We start from the raw sequence: 17,762 nt of genomic DNA, 5'->3' as shown, positions 1-17,762 counted from the left end.
GAGACACATGCCCGATGTCACACCGTTGAAAAGACTTTCTGGCGCTCTTTGTCGGTTTTTCTCCATTCGATGAGCTTTATGAGCCCTTCCTTCAGCGCAACTTTTGCGGTGAAGCCGATTTCCTTTGCCGCTTTTGAGGTGCCCCCAATGCGGTGAGTCACGAAGGTCTGGCCCTGGGGTTCATACTGGATGGAGAGTTTTGACCCGGTAAGCTCAATGAGGAGTTCTGCAATCTCTTTTACCGTGGTTCCTGTTCCGCTCCCCACATTATAAAAAGTGTCACTCGTTTCTGCTTTCAATGCGCAGATATTTGCCCGCGCCGTATCCTCCACGCTTATGAAATCGTAGGTCTGTGAGCCATCGCCGAAGATGACAGGAGGAAGATTCTCGTCAATCCTGTCAAGCATTTTCATGATAACTGCCACGTAGGCCCCTTTATAGTCCTGGCGGGGGCCATAGACATTCATGTAGCGCAAGCCCACATAATTGAGGCCGTAACGGTCATTGAAGGCTCTTGCCATCTGTTCGCCTGCTATTTTAGTGGCCCCGTAAAATGTCCTGTTGTTATAGGGATGGTCTTCCTCCATGGGGGTTCTGAGAGCATTTCCATATACCGAGGCGGAAGAGGAATAGACAAGCTTCTTCACACCGTGTTTCACGCATCCTTCAAGCACGTTGAAGGTTCCCTGGATATTGACATCGAAGGCTGCCCGCGGGTATTCCACGCACTGGAGAAGCCACAGGGCTGCAAGATGGATCACGTAATCAATGCCTTTCATTGCATTGTTGAGGACATCGACCTCCCTTATGTCTCCTCCGGCAGGGAATATTGACACCCGCTCATCTTTCAAGGCCTTATGAAGGTTCTCACGCTTTCCCCTGGCAAAGTTGTCATAGACTATGATCTCTTTCACCGGTTCGGCGCAGAGCTGGTCAACCACGTGGGATCCTATAAAGCCGCCGCCGCCAATGACGAGAATACGGCTTCCGGATATATCAATCATTAGTACCTCCTGGGGATAAGTAATTATTTCCAGGAGAATACCACAGAAACTCCCAAATACCTTCACAGGCGGTGAGAAAATGAAGGTAGGGATTCTCACAGGATCGGCGAATCTCTCAGGCAGGCTCATGATTAAAGCTTTTCTCATCGACCTTTTCATCACCCTTGTCTCTATTGACGAGGAGCCTTACCTGGCCTTCCGGGATGAGAAGGCCCCGCCCGGCATGAAGGGCTCCTGCCGACCCCAAAAATTGGGTTCCCCGCTTAGATGGCGGCATGTACAACCTGCTGCGGGCTACCAGTGGAAAGGGGGCTATCCCATATGATAAGAAAGCGACTGCAGGTCCTGACAGCAGTGGCGCTTCTTGTTTTTCTTGCAACCCTTGCTTCATGCAGCCGGCAGGCTGCCCGAGAGGTTGCGGTCAATCTCTGGCCTGACAATGTGAGAGAATTCAGCCCATCTTCATCTTCAGATGATGCCAGGCCCTGGTGCCCTGTGTCGCTGACCCCTCTGGGAAAGCACCAATACCTTATGGCAAACTACAATAAGGTCATCCTCTTTGACAGCAGGAGCGGCTCGGCGAAAACAATGCAGATTGACAAGGAGTCTCTCCCCGCCAGGGGGGAGGGATGGATCCACAATCCCGCGGGCCTTTTTTTCTCGCCTGCCGTTGATGGTCTCTTTGTTGCCAATTACACGGCAAATAATCTCGTGGTATATAAGGTTGACGAAAAGGCCGGGACGCTCCGTTTCCTGCGTGTCATTACATCAGCTCACACCATCTCGCCTGAAAACGTCTGGGTAAGTGAAAAAGGTGACCTATGCGTCTGTGCCAATTATGACGGAAGCTCGGTAACCGCCTTTGACATCTCGTCCTACCCGGCCCGGGAGCTCTGGAACACCCCAATAAAGCTTGCCCATGGAGTATGCATGAGCAGGGGGAAAGTGTATGCCACCGGGTTGATGGACAAATGTCTCTTTGAACTGGACCGCAGCACCGGCAGGATAATGAGACAGGCGGGGAGAGCGGGCTGGCGGCCCGGGGAGATGGAGTTTCTCTGGCCCACGTCAGTACAGCCCTTGTCAGAAGATCAGCTCATAGTGAGCGATGCCCATACAGGCTTTATTTACTTCATCGATGCCACAATGCTGAAGGTGAGCACTTATTTTGGCGGCAACGGGCCCACTTACCGGTTTCTCAATATGCCTTATACCGCCATTGTGAATGAAGAAGAGCTTGTTGTTGCCTCTGCCTTTCAGAATAGGCTGCTTTGCGGAGACAGGAAAAATCTCACCATAGATAGGGTATATGCCTGCAATGCGAAAGAATGGGCTTATACCAGGGAGGAAAGGCTCACGACAGAGCGTCTGGGAGCGGGATGGGAAAAGTATATCTGGGAAAAGGGCCCAAGGGTATCAATCCTGGGACAGGACTTTCTCCTTGGCTACGCACAACTGCACCCTGCATACCGCAGTGAGTCGCTTCCGGTTCTCAATACGCCTTATCCAGCGAGCTCTCTTTTCAATGGGGGGGGCGAGCTCTATTTCCTTGACAGGGTTCAACTCGAGAGTGGCTTCATTCTTTTCTCCAACCAGAAGCCGCAGGCTTACTACTTTTTCCGTGACGATGCCCAGTACCTCTTCCCCCTCACCCTGGAGCAGGATTCCTGGTGTATGGGAAATACACTCTGCTCGCCCTTGCGGAAAGTCCAATTGAAAAGGCTGGAAGGTGCCATCCGCCAGAAAGCTGCGAGGCTGAAAGCGAAAAGGCTCACCACGGGACTTCTGGTTGCCGACGATTTGCGGCGCATAATGTTCCCCGGCCTCTCCGGGCCCCTCTTCCATCAGAAGCTGAGGGAGCTTTTCACCACTCCCCAGGGAAGGGTATTCTACGAGGAATACCAGGAGGCAGAAAAAGGAAATCGGGGGAAAAAGAGCGTCGATGCTATGGCGCAGAATTACTTCTGCGCATCATGGAAAAAAGGGAATAATTCCCTTGATGAGCTCATGGTGGTTCATATGCTCACAGGGAGAGAGCCGGGTGCAATAAATGGCCGTTGAAGGACTCTTTCCTCTGTGGATTTAATAGTTGTCCAGCCATCGTGAAAGCACTCTTTCTGCGCTGGCTGAGAATGAAAGTAAGGCAAGATGGACTCAATGACTTATGATTAAGGCTTTTCTCATCGACCTCTTCGACACCCTTGTCTATATTGACGAGGAGCCTTACCTGGCCTTCCGGGACGAGATGGCACGTGCCCTGGGCATCGAGTGCGGCGAGTTCAGGAAGGTGTGGCGTGCCCGCACGCCCGACCGGTTCCTGGGAAAAATCAGGGATACAGGCGAGATGCTTGCCATGGTAGGCGCACACTTCGGAGTTTCTGTTGCTGACGGCATAAAAGAGCGCTTGGTTCTTGAAGAGAGGGAAAGGCTCCTCTCCTATTCCCACCTGTATCCAGGTGTCATGGAAGCTCTTGGGGCCATCAGGAGTGAAGGCTTCAAAACGGCCCTGGTGAGCAATGCCTCGAATAACTCCCTCTTCATCGCCGAGCACCTGGGGCTTGTCCCCTGCTTTGATACCCTTGTGATCTCCTGTGAACTGGGAGTCTCCAAGCCCGATCCCGCCATCTACCGGGAAGCCCTCTCCCGCCTCCGGATCGGCCCTGACGAGGCGCTCTTCATCGGCGACGGCGCCTGTGAGGAGCTTGATGGAGCCCACCGCCTCGGGATCTACACGGCCCGGATCGTCCAGGAGCCCCAGTCGTCACTTTTCGGGAAAAGCAGCCACTGCGATTTTGAGATTGGCACCCTCGCCGAGGCCCTTGCCCTGGCGAGGGCCATAAGATGATATGAAGGATCGCCTCCGCAGATTTTTTCATGCAATGAGGATTGCCCTTGCGCGAATGGCGAGAAGGCTCAGGGGGGAAAGGCCCGGATCATTCCGTATCGGCCGCTGCCGCTGCTGCGGCGCCTGCTGCCGCGATATGGCTCTCACCGATGAGGGGAAAAAGATCGCCACCGTGGAAGAGTTTGAGCAGTTTGTGAGGGAAAATCCCCGCTATGCCGTCTTTCAGCCCAAGACAGTCACCGAGAGCGGCATCCTGGTCTTTTCATGCACGAAGATTGACGGTGAAAACAGGTGCACCATCTACCCCGAGCGCCCCGACATCTGCGTCGAGTATCCTCAGGCGGCCCTTCTCTCATGCGGAGCCGACGTGAAGGAGGGTTGCGGCTTCACCCTTGTCCCCCCCGAGGACTTTGAGGACATCCTGAAGCGCCTGGGAGAGGGGAAATAAGCAGGCGCCCTGTTACTTGTTCAGGATTTCCATGGGATACTGGTAGGCGCCGTTTCTCATGATGGCGGCGAGGAACTGCGCCCGCTCCTCGGTGAGGCCCTTGTCCTTGAGCACGGCATTTCCCGTGCGAACCTGCTCCTTGTTGACCGGTGAAGAGATCTTCTCGTCATCCATGAAAAGGCACACCGTTACATTAGGCCTGGGGAGCATGGCTTCCACAAACTTTGTCCTTGATGCCTCGGCCAGGGTATAGTGGATTTCGGGTCCCTGGGCCCCCTTTTTCACCTCGGCCTTCTCGATGAAGACCTGAGGCACGTAATCGACCCACTTGCTGCTAATGTCATCGCTCTCATAAGCGCGGTATGAGATGTTTCCCGTGGTGGTAATGAGCTTGTTCATGGAGCGGCCATAGTTCGCCACGCGGAGCTCTATGGTCTCATCAGGCTTGGACTGGGCCCTGGCATCGATGCCGCTGTCGGTGAGCCTTCTCTGAACTGTTTCGGCCTGCACATCGACGGCCTCCCTGCGGATAGCCACCGTGGGCGGTATTTTCACCGCGCACTTTATCGTGAAAGTGGTTTTCCCCGTGGCATATTTAAAGAGGTAAGACCCCAGAAAGAATATGGCGATGGCCAGGACAAAAAAGACCACCATGTAGATGGTTTTCTGCGTATCCTGGTTCTTCGGGGGAGGCTCTCCTTCGGGGAGAAACTCATGCTCGGTGAGGGAGATCCTTGTGCGCTTTGTGATCATAGCGGGAGAGTGGGGGTCCACTTCCATGACCAGGAGCGGGATGGTATCTACAAAAATCGTCTTGGTCACATAGACTTTCTCTCCATCGAGGGTTTCCATGATGAGATCGGATTTCTCCTCGAGGGCCTTGGTTTCGTCGGGGCGCACGCCAAGGGTCACCATTTTTGCATAGGCCACCGGCGGCGGTCCCTGGGAGGGGTCTTGCGCGGCGGTCCCCAAGGGCGTGACTACAGGGGCGGCTTCCCCCATGATCTGGTAGTTTCCCCCTTCCGGGGGCACGAAGTCATCTTCAGCAAAGGAGAGGGTCGTAAGGCGCGTGATAATGGCCGGTGATGAGGGGAGGACCTCCTTGATCTTGAGGGGCACCTCCTCGAAGAAGACGACGGCATCCCGGGCGATAATCTGGTTTGCCAGGGCAGGGGCTATCTTGCTCCGATGCTCCTTGAGGAACGGGATGTCATCGGCCCTCACTCCCAGGGTAAGCTTGGTGGCTGGCGGAAAGGAGGTATTTTCTTTCATGGCGTCACCATCCTTGAGCACTCTTGGAAGATTTCAGTTCTACACCGCGGTGCGCCATTCCTCTGAGGCCGGCCATTATGGAGGCATTTGATAAAGTGGCTTCAGGGTGAGATAAAGAGCCCCCGGGGGGTAAATTCCACTTTCCTTCCTCCCTTGAAGGTGGCGACCGCTCTCCGTGTGGGAGGCTGCGGGGCAATGGCTGGAGGATTCACCTTGTCCTTCGAAGCTACCCAGAGCGTGTCTTTCCAGCGCATGAGCCCCCTGTCGGTGTAGCAGTAAAGGATGTTCTTTGCCATGAAAAGCTCTTCGGCACTCTTTACCTCGCGGGGAGTCTTGTCCTCGATGGTCTCCTTCTTAAGATCAAGGTAGAAGAGCCTTGAGAAGCGCACCGAAGCCCCCTCGCCGGGAGCCGGAGTCCTCGAGATCGAGAGCATCACGAATCCCTCGCGCCAGAGGGCCGTGTAATCATAAAAGTCATACTTGTCGATGAAATACTCGGAGTTTTTTATCACTGAAAGCTTGAGCCCCGGCACGTCAAGGAGCTCGAGCCCCCTGTTGGAAAGGAACAGGGCTTTCATCTGGCCGTCATTTCCCAGGGGTTTTCTGAAAAGAAGGGGCTCGCTTGCGTAGCGGACATTCTGGATGGCATGGTTCCCTTCGAAAAGGGAGAAGGATTCGGCATTGAGCCCCATTATGACGCCGTCCCTGAAGTATATGTCATGGTAGTCCCTGAGCCTGATCATATCTTCAAGGGATTTCTCAAAATACTCAAGGATGCCATGCATATTCCGGCCGTAATATCCCTGGATGTTCGGGTAGGCACTGGTAAGTGATGCGGCGAGGCTGGGGAGATTGCCTGCGGGGAAGACGCTCCATTTGTTCTGGTGGATGTCAAGCCGTGACAGTCTGTCATTGGAAAGCACCATGAGGCTGTCGGGGAGAAGGAGCATATCACTGATGTCAATGCGTTTCGGGTTTTTTACGCCGGTGAGCTCCCCTCTGTAGAGGGTCCACTGCCTTTCGGGCTCGGAGTATCTCATGAGCCCCCCGCGGCTTGCAGCATGGGCGCTTGAGGCGACCCAGAGGGTGCCATCTCCCGCCAGGCAGTAAGGGTTGCCTGAAGGCTCGCCGATGGCGAGATCCTCATAGGCGTAGTTGAGATCTTCCCACTTCCTGGTGAGGAGATCATAGCGCTGGATGTGTTCGAAGCTCGTCACATAAAGCGATGACCCGTCGGAAGACTTTACGAGGGAGATGTTGTTCTCGGCACCGAGAGGGCTGTTTTCCGGCGTCAAAGAACCGGTGAAGGAGCGTTCCCTGGTGTTGAAGAGGCGTATGCCCTTCCGCGTGGCGACCCAGAGGGTATCATTCACCATGGCGAGCGAGGTGATGTCGCTTCCGAGGTCATCATCGCCCAGGTAATAAAGGGTAAAGGTGCCGTTCTGGAGGTGGTATTCACCAAGCCCTCCCGTGAGGGCCAGGTAGACGAGGGGACTGGCATGGTATATGGCGCTCTCCTGGGGGGCCACCTTGATAGTGGTATTGGCAATCCAGGTCCTCCCCCCTATTTTTTTTACAAGGGGTTTTGCCGACAGGGCCCGGGAGGTGAAGAGGACCATCAGGAAAAGGGCGAAGGCCCACGCAAAAGCCTGGAAAGCCATTATGGCATCTTTTTTAAAGCCTGTTTTTTGCAGCATGCTCATAGTGATGCTCCTGAAGATTATGCCCGCCTAGGTAAGGAACCTCCGCACTATGCTCGGCCTGGCGGCGGGAGCCCCCCTCACCTCATGGTCACTCCTGTGGGGAAGGCACTCAGGCCTGAAATGGGGGGGAACCCCCTCTTTCCTCAGGACGAGGGTGAGGCCCCAGGGAATAATCACCACGCCGAAGGTGGAGAGGACGTCAAAAAGGTAGATTCCCCTTGAAAGGGATGTTGACCCGTCAAAAGCCATCCCATGGAGGGAATTGAGCGCCGATGCGATAAAGATGATGGCACTCCCCGTGATAAGAAGGAGCACCCCTTTTTTCCTTGTGCTTCCGGTCTTCATGAGTGCTCGCCTCCCCGGCGCCGCTTTTCGCCTGTTCCCCGCGCGGTCATCTGAAAACAACAAAGAGACACAATCCACCACTCCTCTCATGGACCGTCTCTCCGCACCTCCATGGTTCGAGGGAAGTCTCGTTTATCCTCCCTGGGAGGGGGCAGAATATCCCAGGAGTTTCTCTCATTGGAGGCAGCATCCCGGCAGAGTGCTTCATGGTGAGGAGGGGGCGGAGGGCCGGTGGTTTTCCGATGCCATGATGAGCATTTCTGCGCATTCCGGGCAGAGACCATGGGTGAACTCGGCATCAGAGTGCTTGCCCATGTAGGCCTCGAGCCTTTCCCATGAGCCTCTGGCGTTCCGGATCTTTTTGCATGATGAGCAGATGGGAAGGATACCGCTGAGGGTCTTCACGCGAGCAAGGGCTTCCTGGAGCTCCGCTATGAGCTTCTCTCGCTCTTCCGCCGCTCTCTTCAATTCTGTGATGTCTTTCATGATGAAGATGACATGGGCTACCTCTCCTGCCCCGTCTCTTATGAAGGAGATGCCAAGCTGGGTGGAGCGCTTTTCCCCCTCGTCGTTCTGGAGAATCATGACGGGGACCGGCGAGGGTGCCCTCCCCTCGAGGGCTTCCCTGATGACCTTGAGAAAGTGCTTCATGTCCTGGGCGGGGATCATCCTTTTGGCAAGGCGGGTGAGCATCTTTCCCATGATCTCGCTTTTCCCGTATCCGGTGAGCCTCTCAAAGGCGGCGTTCACCATGACGACTTTTCCCTCCCTGTCCATGATGATGAGGGCCTCTCCGATGGCTTCGACTGTATCAACGGCAGTACGGGCCATGTTCATGAGGGCATGTGACTCTTCCTTGAGCTTTCTGGCCTCCAGGAAAGCCGTGAGGTCCCTTGTGATCCCCAGGATGCTTACCACGGTGCCCTTTTCATCCTTGAGGGGAACAAGGCTCGTGTGGACCATGAGCTCTTTGTCGCGGTAGGGAAGATGGTTTTCCAGATGGAGCGGGGTGCCGGTGTGAAAGACTTTCTCCAGGCTCGCCTTCTGGGTGGTGCCGGGCCCGGGGGGGAAAAAGAAAGAGCGTTTCTTTCCAATGATTTCCTCCTCCGTCTTCCCGAGGAATACCGCGGCGGCCCTGTTCACGTAAGTGATGGTGCCCTTTGCATCAATGATATAGATCATATCCTGAGTGGCCTCGGCCAGGGTGCGGTAGCGCTCACGGCTTTTCCAGAGCTCCTCGACGGTGAAAAAGCGCTGCACGGCAAGGGCATAGAGGGCCGCAAGCTGCTCGGCCACCATGAGGTCTTCGCTTGTGTAGTCACTCTCGGCATTGGCGAGGGCAATCTGCCCCACAAGCGATTCGCCTATGAGGGCAGGCGCCGAGAGGAAGCGCTCAATGGGGATATGGCCTTTCGGCGTGCCCGCAGCGCGCTGATCCTTCGAGGGGTCGTTGCAGATCAGGGGCTTCCTGTGGGTGAGGACCCATCCCCAGAGGCCGTTGAACTTCTCAAAGACCACGGCCTTTCCCTCAATGCCGCAGACATCCCAGATATCTCTTGTCATGGAGGTGCAGACAAGGAAGCCTGTGGCGGGATCAATATGACCCACGTAGCCGAAGCGGCTCCCTGTGAGCTGCTTCGCGTAATAAAGCACTATGAAGGAAATGTCCTCAAGAGAGGCCCTGGTGATGAGCTTTGAAGAGAGATTCGCAAGCGACCTGGAGAGATCCAGTTCGCGCTTCAGCCTTGCCTGAGCTTCATAGAGGAGGAGCTTCTCCCGGTGAGCCTTTACCGCCTGATGAACCGAGTTGGCAATGCGGGAATAGAGGGCAAAGTCTTCATCTTTGGCGTAGTAATCAGCGGCGCCATGCCTCAGAGCCTCGGCGGCCAACTGCTCGCTGCCCTGGCCGGTGATGAAGATAAAGGGGGTCATGTCTCCGGAGGCGCGGAGCTCAGAGAGGAGCTCCAGGCCGTTTTTCCCCGGCATTTCGTAGTCGGAGATGATACAGTCCACATGGTGGGCTCTTGTGAGGGCCATCGCCTGATCTGCCGAAGAGGCGGTGAGAAAGGTGAAACGTTTTTCCTGCTTCTGGAGCCGTGTCCTGAGGAGTACGAGGTAATCTTCATAGTCATCAACAAGAAGTATGGTAAAAGAAGCAGAAGCACATGAGGAGATTTCCAAGATTCCCCACCCACCTTTACATCAACAATTCTCTTTAAAGGGGAGACAATCCTCTCTCGGTGAAAGGCGCGTCCTGGAAGAACCTTCCCGGGGGCTGGGCTCTCAGGAAGGCTTGAGGGAGGGTCCCCTATTCTATGTAAGTGAATGACTTGATCTTGGAGTACTCGTCGTCGGGATTGGGCACGGAGGTCTGGTTGAGGGCGGCGTCGTGGAAAATATTACCGTGGCCTCCGCCTGAAAGGGTAAAATTATTGCAGATAAAACTTCCATAGAGTTCGCCGGTTCCTTGGTAATCAATTGTCGCGTTGGGGGTATAGAGGCCCAGGGCGGCTTCGGCATTCCCCTGGATATTCACTTTTGTCACATTTGTGCCGCCGTATATGAGCAGAAGGCCCGACTTAAAAGAGCTGTTATTGATTTCTCCGTTGCCGAAATCAATATCGATATCGCTTGTAGAGGCTGTGCCGCGCACATAGATCCGGACCCTGTTCGTGGTGCTGCTGAGGGCGATTGCTCCATTTCCCAGGTTGATATTCGAAAAAGAGTAATCGCCTGGTGAGAGGGTATAGTAGCCGTTCTCAAGAGAGCCATAGTATCCGGGGGTAATGGTCATATAGCTTTTCTTGGAGCCTCCAGACACATCGCTTACAGGTGATATGGCGGTGACAAAATCTGCCACTATGGGAATAGAGATTACTGAGGTTCGGATTATTATTGTGCCGTCAATCTTGCTGCTGTTTGTCACTGCGGTTGAAGAGTCAGCGCCAGGAGGAAGGGATACATTGCCGCCGATGCTGAAAAAATTGCTGCTGCCAAGAGCAATGATAGCGGCTGCAATTGAGTTCGTACCGACATCCCCGCCTGATGTATCATTGGGCGTCGAGTAGGAAGGGCTCCCTGTTATAGAATTATAGCTTCCCGTCTCAAATTTACCACCTCCGCTCACATTAAAAAATCCGTTGCAGAACACCGCGTAGTTCCATGCCGAGTCATTATTGGGCACCGGCGCCTTGATCATGGTGGCAACCTTTACTGTCTGGCCGCCGTCGTATTTTTTGGAAGTGGAGTTCCAAGCGCCGTTCACATTGCCCTGGGAAATCAAGTACACATACCCTGGCGGCACGGAGACATTTTTATAACCCGTGACAGCGCTTGAGCCGTTGGCGTTATTTGTTGAGTAATAGGGGGTGCTTGTGCTGAAGGTGACATAATACTTGCCAGGGGCGCTTATCTGCGAAGTATTGCTGAATCCTGTGGTCCAGGAGGAGCTGCCATAGATAGCTGCCGCGGCTTCATTGAGGCCTTCGATGGCTGCAAAACGAGCCGCCGTCTTATAGGAGTAATCATTTGTATAGCGCAGGTTGAAGATTCCCAGCGTTCCCAATGTGAGACACACGACAGAGAGCACCGAGAGCAAGAGGAGCGCTACTGCCGTTCCTATTCCCTCCTCTTTTCTGTGAGCCTTTCTCATAGAATTCCCCTCCCGTCAGATTATCATGATATTATTATTTATTATTATAGAAAGTGACATTCTCTTTCGCCGTCACCATGACTTCCTGGCCGTTGATGTTCTTGTCATAAGAGGCGATGTTTACGTAGAGTGACGAATCATAGGCGCCTGGGTTATAAAGGCCGTACTGGATTTTGGAGGTCGGCGTGAGGGCCGAATATCCGTAGCTGTCATGATTGGTGCCCGTGCCGGATTCGTTCCACCAGTAGATATCAAGGCTGTAGATATTTCGTGCGATAATATCTTCTTTCAGAGTGGTTTTCCCGGCGCCGTTGTAAAAGTACTCCGGTGAATACATGGCCTGTGTGGTGACAGTCTGTGCCGCGGTGAAAGTTTTCATCTTTCTTTTAAGAGTATAAAGGGGAGGATTTCCTCCCTGAGAAACAAGATAGTAGCACACACATGACCAGAACTGGAGGCTTCCCGATGAGTCAAATTCAGCCTTGTCGGGATTGGCAGCCCCGGTGGAGGCTGCTTTCCTCGGCGAGAGAAAGGATATGCCTGCAAGATTATTTACACTTGAGCTGTCGTAGTAACCATGGGGATAATGAGGGCGCAGGGGTGCGCCGGGTGTGAGGTCTTCCGGCCGGTAGATGGCGACGGAATAAATGCTAGCCTCCTCAAGTTCCTTTGCAAGTCTCAGCGACGTGGTGAGGGCCGCGCGCTGCACGTTGATCTTTGCGTCACAGAGCTGATAAGATCTTATGGCCATCACAAAGATACCGAAGACGGTGGAAAAGACGGTGAGCATGAGGGCCGAGTAAAGAACCATCTCTATGAGTGTGACGCCAGGAGATCTCTTATACTCTTTCATTTATTTGTTCCTTATATTGAATGGGTCTGCCTGGTGATGGAAGTTTCCATTTTGACATACCGCGTGACATTGAGATTCTTCCTGTTCCTGGAATAGGTGACATTGGTGCTGTTTATGGTGAAAGATTCGTTGTTTGACGGCATGGTGACGGTGACCACCACTACCTTTTTTGCCACCTGCTGGCTTATCTGGAGGGCTGTCGGGTTGCTCACCAGGGTGCCGTTCCTGGTGTAATAGTAAATGAGATATTGATATTTATAGTATGAAGTGATGTATTTGCCGTTGTAAAGGGTAGAGAGGGAGACGAATCCATCGCTTGGGATATAGTTGAAGGCCTTGCCTCTCACGAGATCAAGCTTCTGTTTGGCAATCTCCGTCATATAAAAAGTGTCTTTCCCCTTGTCTATGCACTCCACGCTCTTATAAATAGTCCCCACCAGGGCGAGCATCCCTACGGCGAGGATGGAGATGGCAATGCCAAGCTCGATGAGGAGAAAACCTCTTCGAGCCCTTTGCTGCATCAGTTTCTGTGTCTTTACGCTTCTTATAAATGTTGGAGCGGATATTTTCACGGTTTTATTATAGCATATAAACTGGTCTTTTGGTATAGGCCATGAGGCCCAATTTCCCGGCTTGAAATGCGCAATGCTGCAAAAAGTATCTTTTTTTGGATTGTAGCATAAAAGGGTAATAAATGAACTTTTCTTTGCGAAAGCGTTGAAAAATCGGCCAACTTTCTGTGTAAGACGCGTTTTGGGGAAATAATCACCACAAGGCCTGTCGGGGGAAGGGCTTTTCCATATGAAGAGGGTAAGCTGAGAAGGAAAAGCCTTCTCTCTGGAGAAGTGGGACATCCCCAGGCTTTAGTGAAGGGAGTGGACAATATGACCGATAATTCCATATGCATGGGACTCAAGCTGGAGCTTGTGCCCCGGAAAAATGCTTACCGGGGCGGGGAGCTTCCAGAGTTTGACGCAAAGATGACCAATATCTCTTTCGGGTCAATCATTTTCTGCACTTATATGGCAACGCACCGCCTCATGACAGGGCTTTTCGCAGGAGATTACGAGGTGGTGCCCTTCGGACCCACAATCACGCCCCCGCTCTCCGAGAGCGATTTCATGGAACTGCCGCCTGACGGGATTTTCTCCGTGCCTCTCACTTTTGGCAGCGGGAGCCATTATCGCTTTCTCTATGCCGGCTCGGCCCCTCCTGTCGTGGATGAGAACATGGCCCTTGCGGGCTTCCCCCCGGGAACCTACACCTTCTGCGTTCACCTGGGGCCCAAGCTGGGCTGTTCCATCGCAGAGGAGGGCCAGTATGCCTTCCACATGGTGATCAAGGAAGTGCCCAAGGACATTGAGCGCTCGCCAGGCCTGTCAGTGGATTTCACCAAGGTGTGGGATGGGGCCCTCACGGCAAAGACTGCCGTTACCTTCATGTAAGCCCCGCCCTGTTTCTGCGGAAAAAAAGAGAGCCCCGCGCGGGGCTCTCTTTTTTTTCAACGTGAGGCGGGCCGGGATCTAGGTGCCGGCAGTGTGCCCTACTCCTCCTGTCTGCATCAACCAGGGTTTGCTGTCAAAAGCGCCGAGCTTCACTCCCCAACCAAACTTGGGGGGATCCGTTCCCGGAATCTGCACGCGCTCTGCGGTAACCACGCCGCTGGGGTTGCAGGAGAACTGCGGCCTGCCCTGGGAGTCGAATCCTGCAAACCTGGTGTTTTCTCCCTGGGTGGCCTGGCCCACCTTGGAGGGATCAGGATTCTGGAAGTACACGAAATCGTTGGGCCTCAGCACCGCTCCCAGCTCCGTGGTCTTGTCGGCGTCAACGTAATTGCGCACCACGCCGTTGTCGAGTTTGACCTCAACGCCGGGGAGAGGCTTGGCGACGGAGCTTCCCGAGGTGTCAACCTGTGTCGAGCTCTCGGAGACCTTGAACCATCCATTGATGGCAAGGTTCTTGTATTTCTCGTTGAACTTGTCCGGGCCGAGGGTGAGGGCCTCCTCGTAGAGCCCTGCCATATGCACCGGGGCTGCGCAGTCCGTTGCGTATTTCCCTGTGCCGTCGAACATAGTCTGGACTGCCTTGAAGGGCGTCACATCGTCGGCCGTGCCCGCTTTCCCGTCGGCCCCCTCAGTTCTCACCGCATACATCTTTTTCCCCGGGTTCAGGGGATGATCAATTTCTTTCCAGTAGCGCGGATCGTATTTCTGGCCGTTCATGGAGCCGTTGAAGCGCACATCTCCGTTCTCGACAGCCTGCCCGAGGGCTCCTGATGCCGTGATGCCGTTCTTCACCCGGTTCATGTCAGTCACGTTCTGCTCGGAAAGCACCACTTTCATATACTTGTCGCCCTGCTTGTAATAGAGGGTGTCGCCGACGTTGAAATTTCCGTCCTTGTTGACGTCGGATATCTTTATATCCGACGGTTTCACACCCGCCGGGAGCCCGATGCTCCCACCTATCTGCTGCATATACTGGAGGGCTTCCACCCTGTCATCAACCTTGTTCTTGTTTTTATCGTCGTCGGCCTGTGTCTTGAGCTGCTGCTTGCCAAGCTCATCAAACTGCTGCTTGGAAATCTCCGTCGGAACGCCCGGCTGTATGCGAGGAGGCTCCTCGCGCGCAGGATCCGGCGTGGGCTGAGGTGTGGGCTGAGGTGTGGGCTGAGGCGTAGGCTGCGGCGTAGGCTGCGGCGTGGGCTGCGGCGTGGGCTGAGGCGTGGGCTGCGGCCTGGGCTGAGGCGTGGGCTGAGGCGTAGGCTGCGGCGTAGGCTGCGGTGTAGGCTGAGGTGTAGGCTGAGGCCTGGGCTGGTTCGGTGTGTGATTAGGCGTCTGGTTCGGTGTGTGATTAGGCGTCTGGTTCGGCGTCTGGTTGGGTGTGTGATTCGGCGTCTGGTTCGGTGTTTGATTAGGCGTCTGGTTAGGCGTCTGGTTAGGCGTCTGATTCGGTGTGTGATTAGGCGTCTGGTTCGGTGTCTGATTCGGCGTGTGATTCGGCGTCTGGTTAGGTGTGTGATTAGGCGTCTGGTTCGGTGTCTGGTTCGGTGTGTGATTAGGCGTCTGGTTCGGCGTCTGGTTCGGTGTGTGATTAGGCGTCTGGTTCGGTGTCTGGTTAGGTGTGTGATTAGGCGTCTGGTTCGGTGTCTGGTTAGGTGTGTGATTAGGCGTCTGGTTCGGTGTCTGGTTAGGCGTCTGATTGGGTGTCTGGTTAGGCGTCTGATTGGGTGTCTGATTAGGCGTCTGGTTAGGCGTCTGGTTAGGTGTCTGATTCGGACGCTGATTGGGTGTTTGGTTAGGCACCTGATTGGGCACCTGGTTAGGCGTCTGGTTAGGTCTCTGATTGGCCGTGGTTCCTGAGACGGAAGGGATATTGATGATATCACCAGGCCTTATCAAGTTTGGATTTGGGAGCTGTGAATTTGCCTTGATCACATCTTGATAAGGAACGCCTTTCTCATGAGCAATCTTCCAGAGAGAGTCTCCCTCTTTCACAGTGTATTTATTGGCATTGGGTGACTGGTTCGGCGTCTGATTGGGTGTCTGATTAGGTGTCTGATTAGGTGTCTGATTCGGCGTCTGGTTAGGCGTCTGGTTAGGTGTCTGATTCGGTGTCTGATTGGGTGTTTGGTTAGGCGTCTGGTTCGGCGTCTGATTAGGCGTCTGGTTAGGCGTCTGATTGGGCGTCTGATTCGGCGTTTGATTCGGTGTCTGATTCGGTGTCTGGTTCGGAGTTTGATTAGGCGTCTGATTGGGTGTCTGATTCGGCGTCTGATTCGGAGTTTGATTCGGTGTCTGATTCGGTGTCTGATTCGGTGTCTGATTAGGCGTCTGGTTCGGTGTCTGATTCGGTGTCTGATTCGGCGTCTGATTCGGCGTCTGATTAGGTGTCTGATTCGGCGTCTGATTGGGCGTCTGATTAGGCGTTTGATTCGGTGTCTGATTCGGTGTCTGATTCGGCGTCTGGTTCGGAGTTTGATTAGGCGTCTGATTGGGTGTCTGATTAGGCGTCTGATTCGGCGTCTGGTTCGGTGTCTGATTAGGCGTCTGATTAGGCGTCTGGTTCGGTGTCTGATTCGGTGTCTGATTAGGCGTCTGATTGGGCGTCTGATTCGGAGTTTGATTCGGTGTCTGGTTCGGCGTCTGATTCGGTGTCTGATTAGGCGTCTGGTTCGGTGTCTGGTTCGGTGTCTGATTAGGCGTCTGGTTAGGCGTCTGATTGGGCGTCTGATTCGGAGTTTGATTCGGTGTCTGATTCGGTGTCTGATTCGGCGTCTGGTTCGGAGTTTGATTAGGCGTCTGGTTCGGTGTCTGATTAGGCGTCTGGTTCGGCGTCTGATTCGGACGCTGATTGGGTGTCTGATTCGGAGTCTGATCTATATGATGAATATGAGGCCTTTGATTCGGAGTCTGGTTCGGAGTCTGATTGGGCGTTTGATTAGGCGTCTGGTTCGGCATCTGATTGGGCGTTTGATTCGGTGTTTGATTCGGTGTCTGGTTCGGCGTTTGATTAGGTGTTTGATTCGGCGTCTGATTAGGCGTCTGATTAGGCGTCTGGTTCGGTGTCTGATTCGGTGTCTGATTAGGCGTCTGATTGGGCGTCTGATTCGGAGTTTGATTCGGTGTCTGGTTCGGCGTCTGATTCGGCCTCTGGTTAGGTGTCTGATTCGGTCTCTGATTCGGTGTCTGGTTCGGTGCCTGGTTGGCTGTCTGGGGTGCCCTCGACTCATCCGATCCGCCGCCATCCAGGAGGCTCAGCATTTCCCCGCGGGTTTCATCACTGGCGGCATTTGAAACAGCCTCTTCCAGTGATATCCCGTAAAGCTCCTGATACTCTTTTTTGATTTCGCCGAGCATTCCCTTGTCGAGGGATGAGAGGATGCTTTTCAGGCTGCTCTCATCTGAGTTGCCGACGATCTCTCTGTGGAGCTCTCTGGCCGCAGTCTGTGCCTCGTTTCCTGTTGATCTTTCGTCATCCTGTGAAGGCTGGAGCGAGGGGAAGCTGCAGGGATATCTCAGCCGGTCTATGTTGTCGAGCGTGCCGTTGTAAAACTGCTGGTATTCCGAGACCTGCTGGGGCGTGAGCCTCTCAATGGGCAGTGTACCTGCCTGCTGGAGCTGGGCATCGCGGGCCATCTGCCGCGCCTGAAGCTCTGCATAGACCTCCGGTGAATACTGGAGTGCACCGGTGCCTCTGATTGATGAAATCTCTCCACTCATTGAAACCTCCCCTTCTTGCGCTTTCAGCGCGTGCCGATTTTCACAGTAAAAACTGATCACATTTTTAGGTCACACCTTCATTATAGCGTAATATTAACAAGCCGTCAATAAAATTTTTGTTAAACCTTGGGGAAAAAAATAGGCACAAAAAAATTTACACAGTTAAGTGTGACCGCATTTGTATCTTCAGGCCGGCGGTACGTGTTGAGAAAAAAATCTGGGAATTTTGAAAATTTTCATGGGGATCATGACCAGAAGGAGAGGAGATGCCGCTGAAAGTTGAAACCATTGAGAATCAGATGAGCAGATCCGGCAGGAACCCCTGCAGGATTGTCTCCCCGTGGAAAGAAAAAGTTGAGAGCGGAGTGCGTATTCCAGAGATAATCGATCGCCAATTCCAGGGCAAGCCGATCACTGATTC

The 17,762-nt window shown here is 53.9% G+C and carries 14 protein-coding genes and 1 pseudogene; 6 read left to right on the top strand and 9 right to left on the bottom strand.

Annotation, left to right across the window (positions count from 1 at the left end; all coding sequences use genetic code 11):
* Nucleotides 1–17 precede the first annotated feature (17 nt).
* Entirely contained in the window at nucleotides 18–1,004 is a 987-nt protein-coding gene (locus RDV48_18085) for an SDR family NAD(P)-dependent oxidoreductase (protein ID MDQ7824716.1), read from the bottom strand.
* Nucleotides 1,005–1,083: 79 nt separating this feature from the next.
* On the opposite strand from RDV48_18085, the gene RDV48_18080 reads away from it, so the two are divergent.
* The 4 genes from RDV48_18080 (at nucleotide 1,084) to RDV48_18065 (ending at nucleotide 4,297) form a co-directional block, all read left to right on the top strand.
* A complete protein-coding gene (locus tag RDV48_18080; protein ID MDQ7824715.1) occupies nucleotides 1,084–1,329 on the top strand; it encodes a hypothetical protein in 246 nt (81 codons plus the stop codon).
* On the top strand, nucleotides 1,326–3,065 hold the full coding sequence (locus RDV48_18075; protein ID MDQ7824714.1) for a beta-propeller fold lactonase family protein: 1,740 nt from the start codon (nucleotides 1,326–1,328) through the stop codon (nucleotides 3,063–3,065). Before RDV48_18080 ends, RDV48_18075 begins: the two co-directional genes overlap by 4 nt.
* A 103-nt stretch (nucleotides 3,066–3,168) precedes the next feature.
* Nucleotides 3,169–3,849 (top strand): HAD family hydrolase, encoded by a 681-nt coding sequence (locus RDV48_18070; GenBank protein ID MDQ7824713.1) that lies wholly within the window; start codon nucleotides 3,169–3,171, stop codon nucleotides 3,847–3,849.
* Nucleotides 3,850–3,904: 55 nt separating this feature from the next.
* A complete protein-coding gene (locus RDV48_18065) occupies nucleotides 3,905–4,297 on the top strand; it encodes a YkgJ family cysteine cluster protein (protein ID MDQ7824712.1) in 393 nt (130 codons plus the stop codon).
* A 12-nt stretch (nucleotides 4,298–4,309) separates the two neighbouring features.
* Here RDV48_18065 and RDV48_18060 read toward each other — a convergent pair whose 3' ends face one another.
* The 7 genes from RDV48_18060 to RDV48_18030 all read right to left on the bottom strand — a co-directional run bounded on the left by RDV48_18060 (nucleotide 4,310) and on the right by RDV48_18030 (nucleotide 12,643).
* Nucleotides 4,310–5,569, bottom strand: coding sequence for a hypothetical protein (locus tag RDV48_18060; protein MDQ7824711.1), 1,260 nt, complete (start codon nucleotides 5,567–5,569; stop codon nucleotides 4,310–4,312).
* Nucleotides 5,570–5,670: 101 nt separating this feature from the next.
* On the bottom strand, nucleotides 5,671–7,272 hold the full coding sequence (locus RDV48_18055) for a hypothetical protein (protein ID MDQ7824710.1): 1,602 nt from the start codon (nucleotides 7,270–7,272) through the stop codon (nucleotides 5,671–5,673).
* A gap of 27 nt (nucleotides 7,273–7,299) precedes the next feature.
* A complete protein-coding gene (locus tag RDV48_18050; GenBank protein MDQ7824709.1) occupies nucleotides 7,300–7,617 on the bottom strand; it encodes a hypothetical protein in 318 nt (105 codons plus the stop codon).
* A 204-nt stretch (nucleotides 7,618–7,821) separates the two neighbouring features.
* Nucleotides 7,822–9,798: a PAS domain S-box protein gene (locus RDV48_18045; protein MDQ7824708.1), complete on the bottom strand. Its 1,977-nt coding sequence runs from the start codon at nucleotides 9,796–9,798 to the stop codon at nucleotides 7,822–7,824.
* 127 nt (nucleotides 9,799–9,925) lie between these two features.
* Nucleotides 9,926–11,269, bottom strand: a complete 1,344-nt coding sequence (locus RDV48_18040; GenBank protein ID MDQ7824707.1) for a hypothetical protein — start codon at nucleotides 11,267–11,269, stop codon at nucleotides 9,926–9,928.
* A gap of 34 nt (nucleotides 11,270–11,303) precedes the next feature.
* Nucleotides 11,304–12,122, bottom strand: coding sequence for a hypothetical protein (locus RDV48_18035; protein ID MDQ7824706.1), 819 nt, complete (start codon nucleotides 12,120–12,122; stop codon nucleotides 11,304–11,306).
* Between the two features lie 11 nt (nucleotides 12,123–12,133).
* Nucleotides 12,134–12,643 (bottom strand): prepilin-type N-terminal cleavage/methylation domain-containing protein, encoded by a 510-nt coding sequence (locus RDV48_18030; GenBank protein ID MDQ7824705.1) that lies wholly within the window; start codon nucleotides 12,641–12,643, stop codon nucleotides 12,134–12,136.
* A 363-nt stretch (nucleotides 12,644–13,006) separates the two neighbouring features.
* Here RDV48_18030 and RDV48_18025 point away from each other — a divergent pair, with 363 nt between their 5' ends.
* Nucleotides 13,007–13,567, top strand: coding sequence for a hypothetical protein (locus tag RDV48_18025; protein MDQ7824704.1), 561 nt, complete (start codon nucleotides 13,007–13,009; stop codon nucleotides 13,565–13,567).
* A gap of 78 nt (nucleotides 13,568–13,645) precedes the next feature.
* Here the strand turns inward: RDV48_18025 and RDV48_18020 are convergent, their stop codons facing one another.
* Complete coding sequence (locus tag RDV48_18020) at nucleotides 13,646–15,616, bottom strand: LysM peptidoglycan-binding domain-containing protein (protein ID MDQ7824703.1); 1,971 nt, start codon at nucleotides 15,614–15,616, stop codon at nucleotides 13,646–13,648.
* Between the two features lie 29 nt (nucleotides 15,617–15,645).
* Here RDV48_18020 and RDV48_18015 point away from each other — a divergent pair.
* A pseudogene (locus RDV48_18015) lies at nucleotides 15,646–16,779 on the top strand (hypothetical protein).
* Nucleotides 16,780–17,762 lie beyond the last annotated feature (983 nt).

Source organism: Candidatus Eremiobacterota bacterium (assembly GCA_031082125.1).
Classification (GTDB): domain Bacteria; phylum Vulcanimicrobiota; class CADAWZ01; order CADAWZ01; family Ess09-12; genus Ess09-12.
Note: the sequence above shows the minus strand (reverse complement) of the source record. Positions and strands in the feature narration are given on the sequence as shown.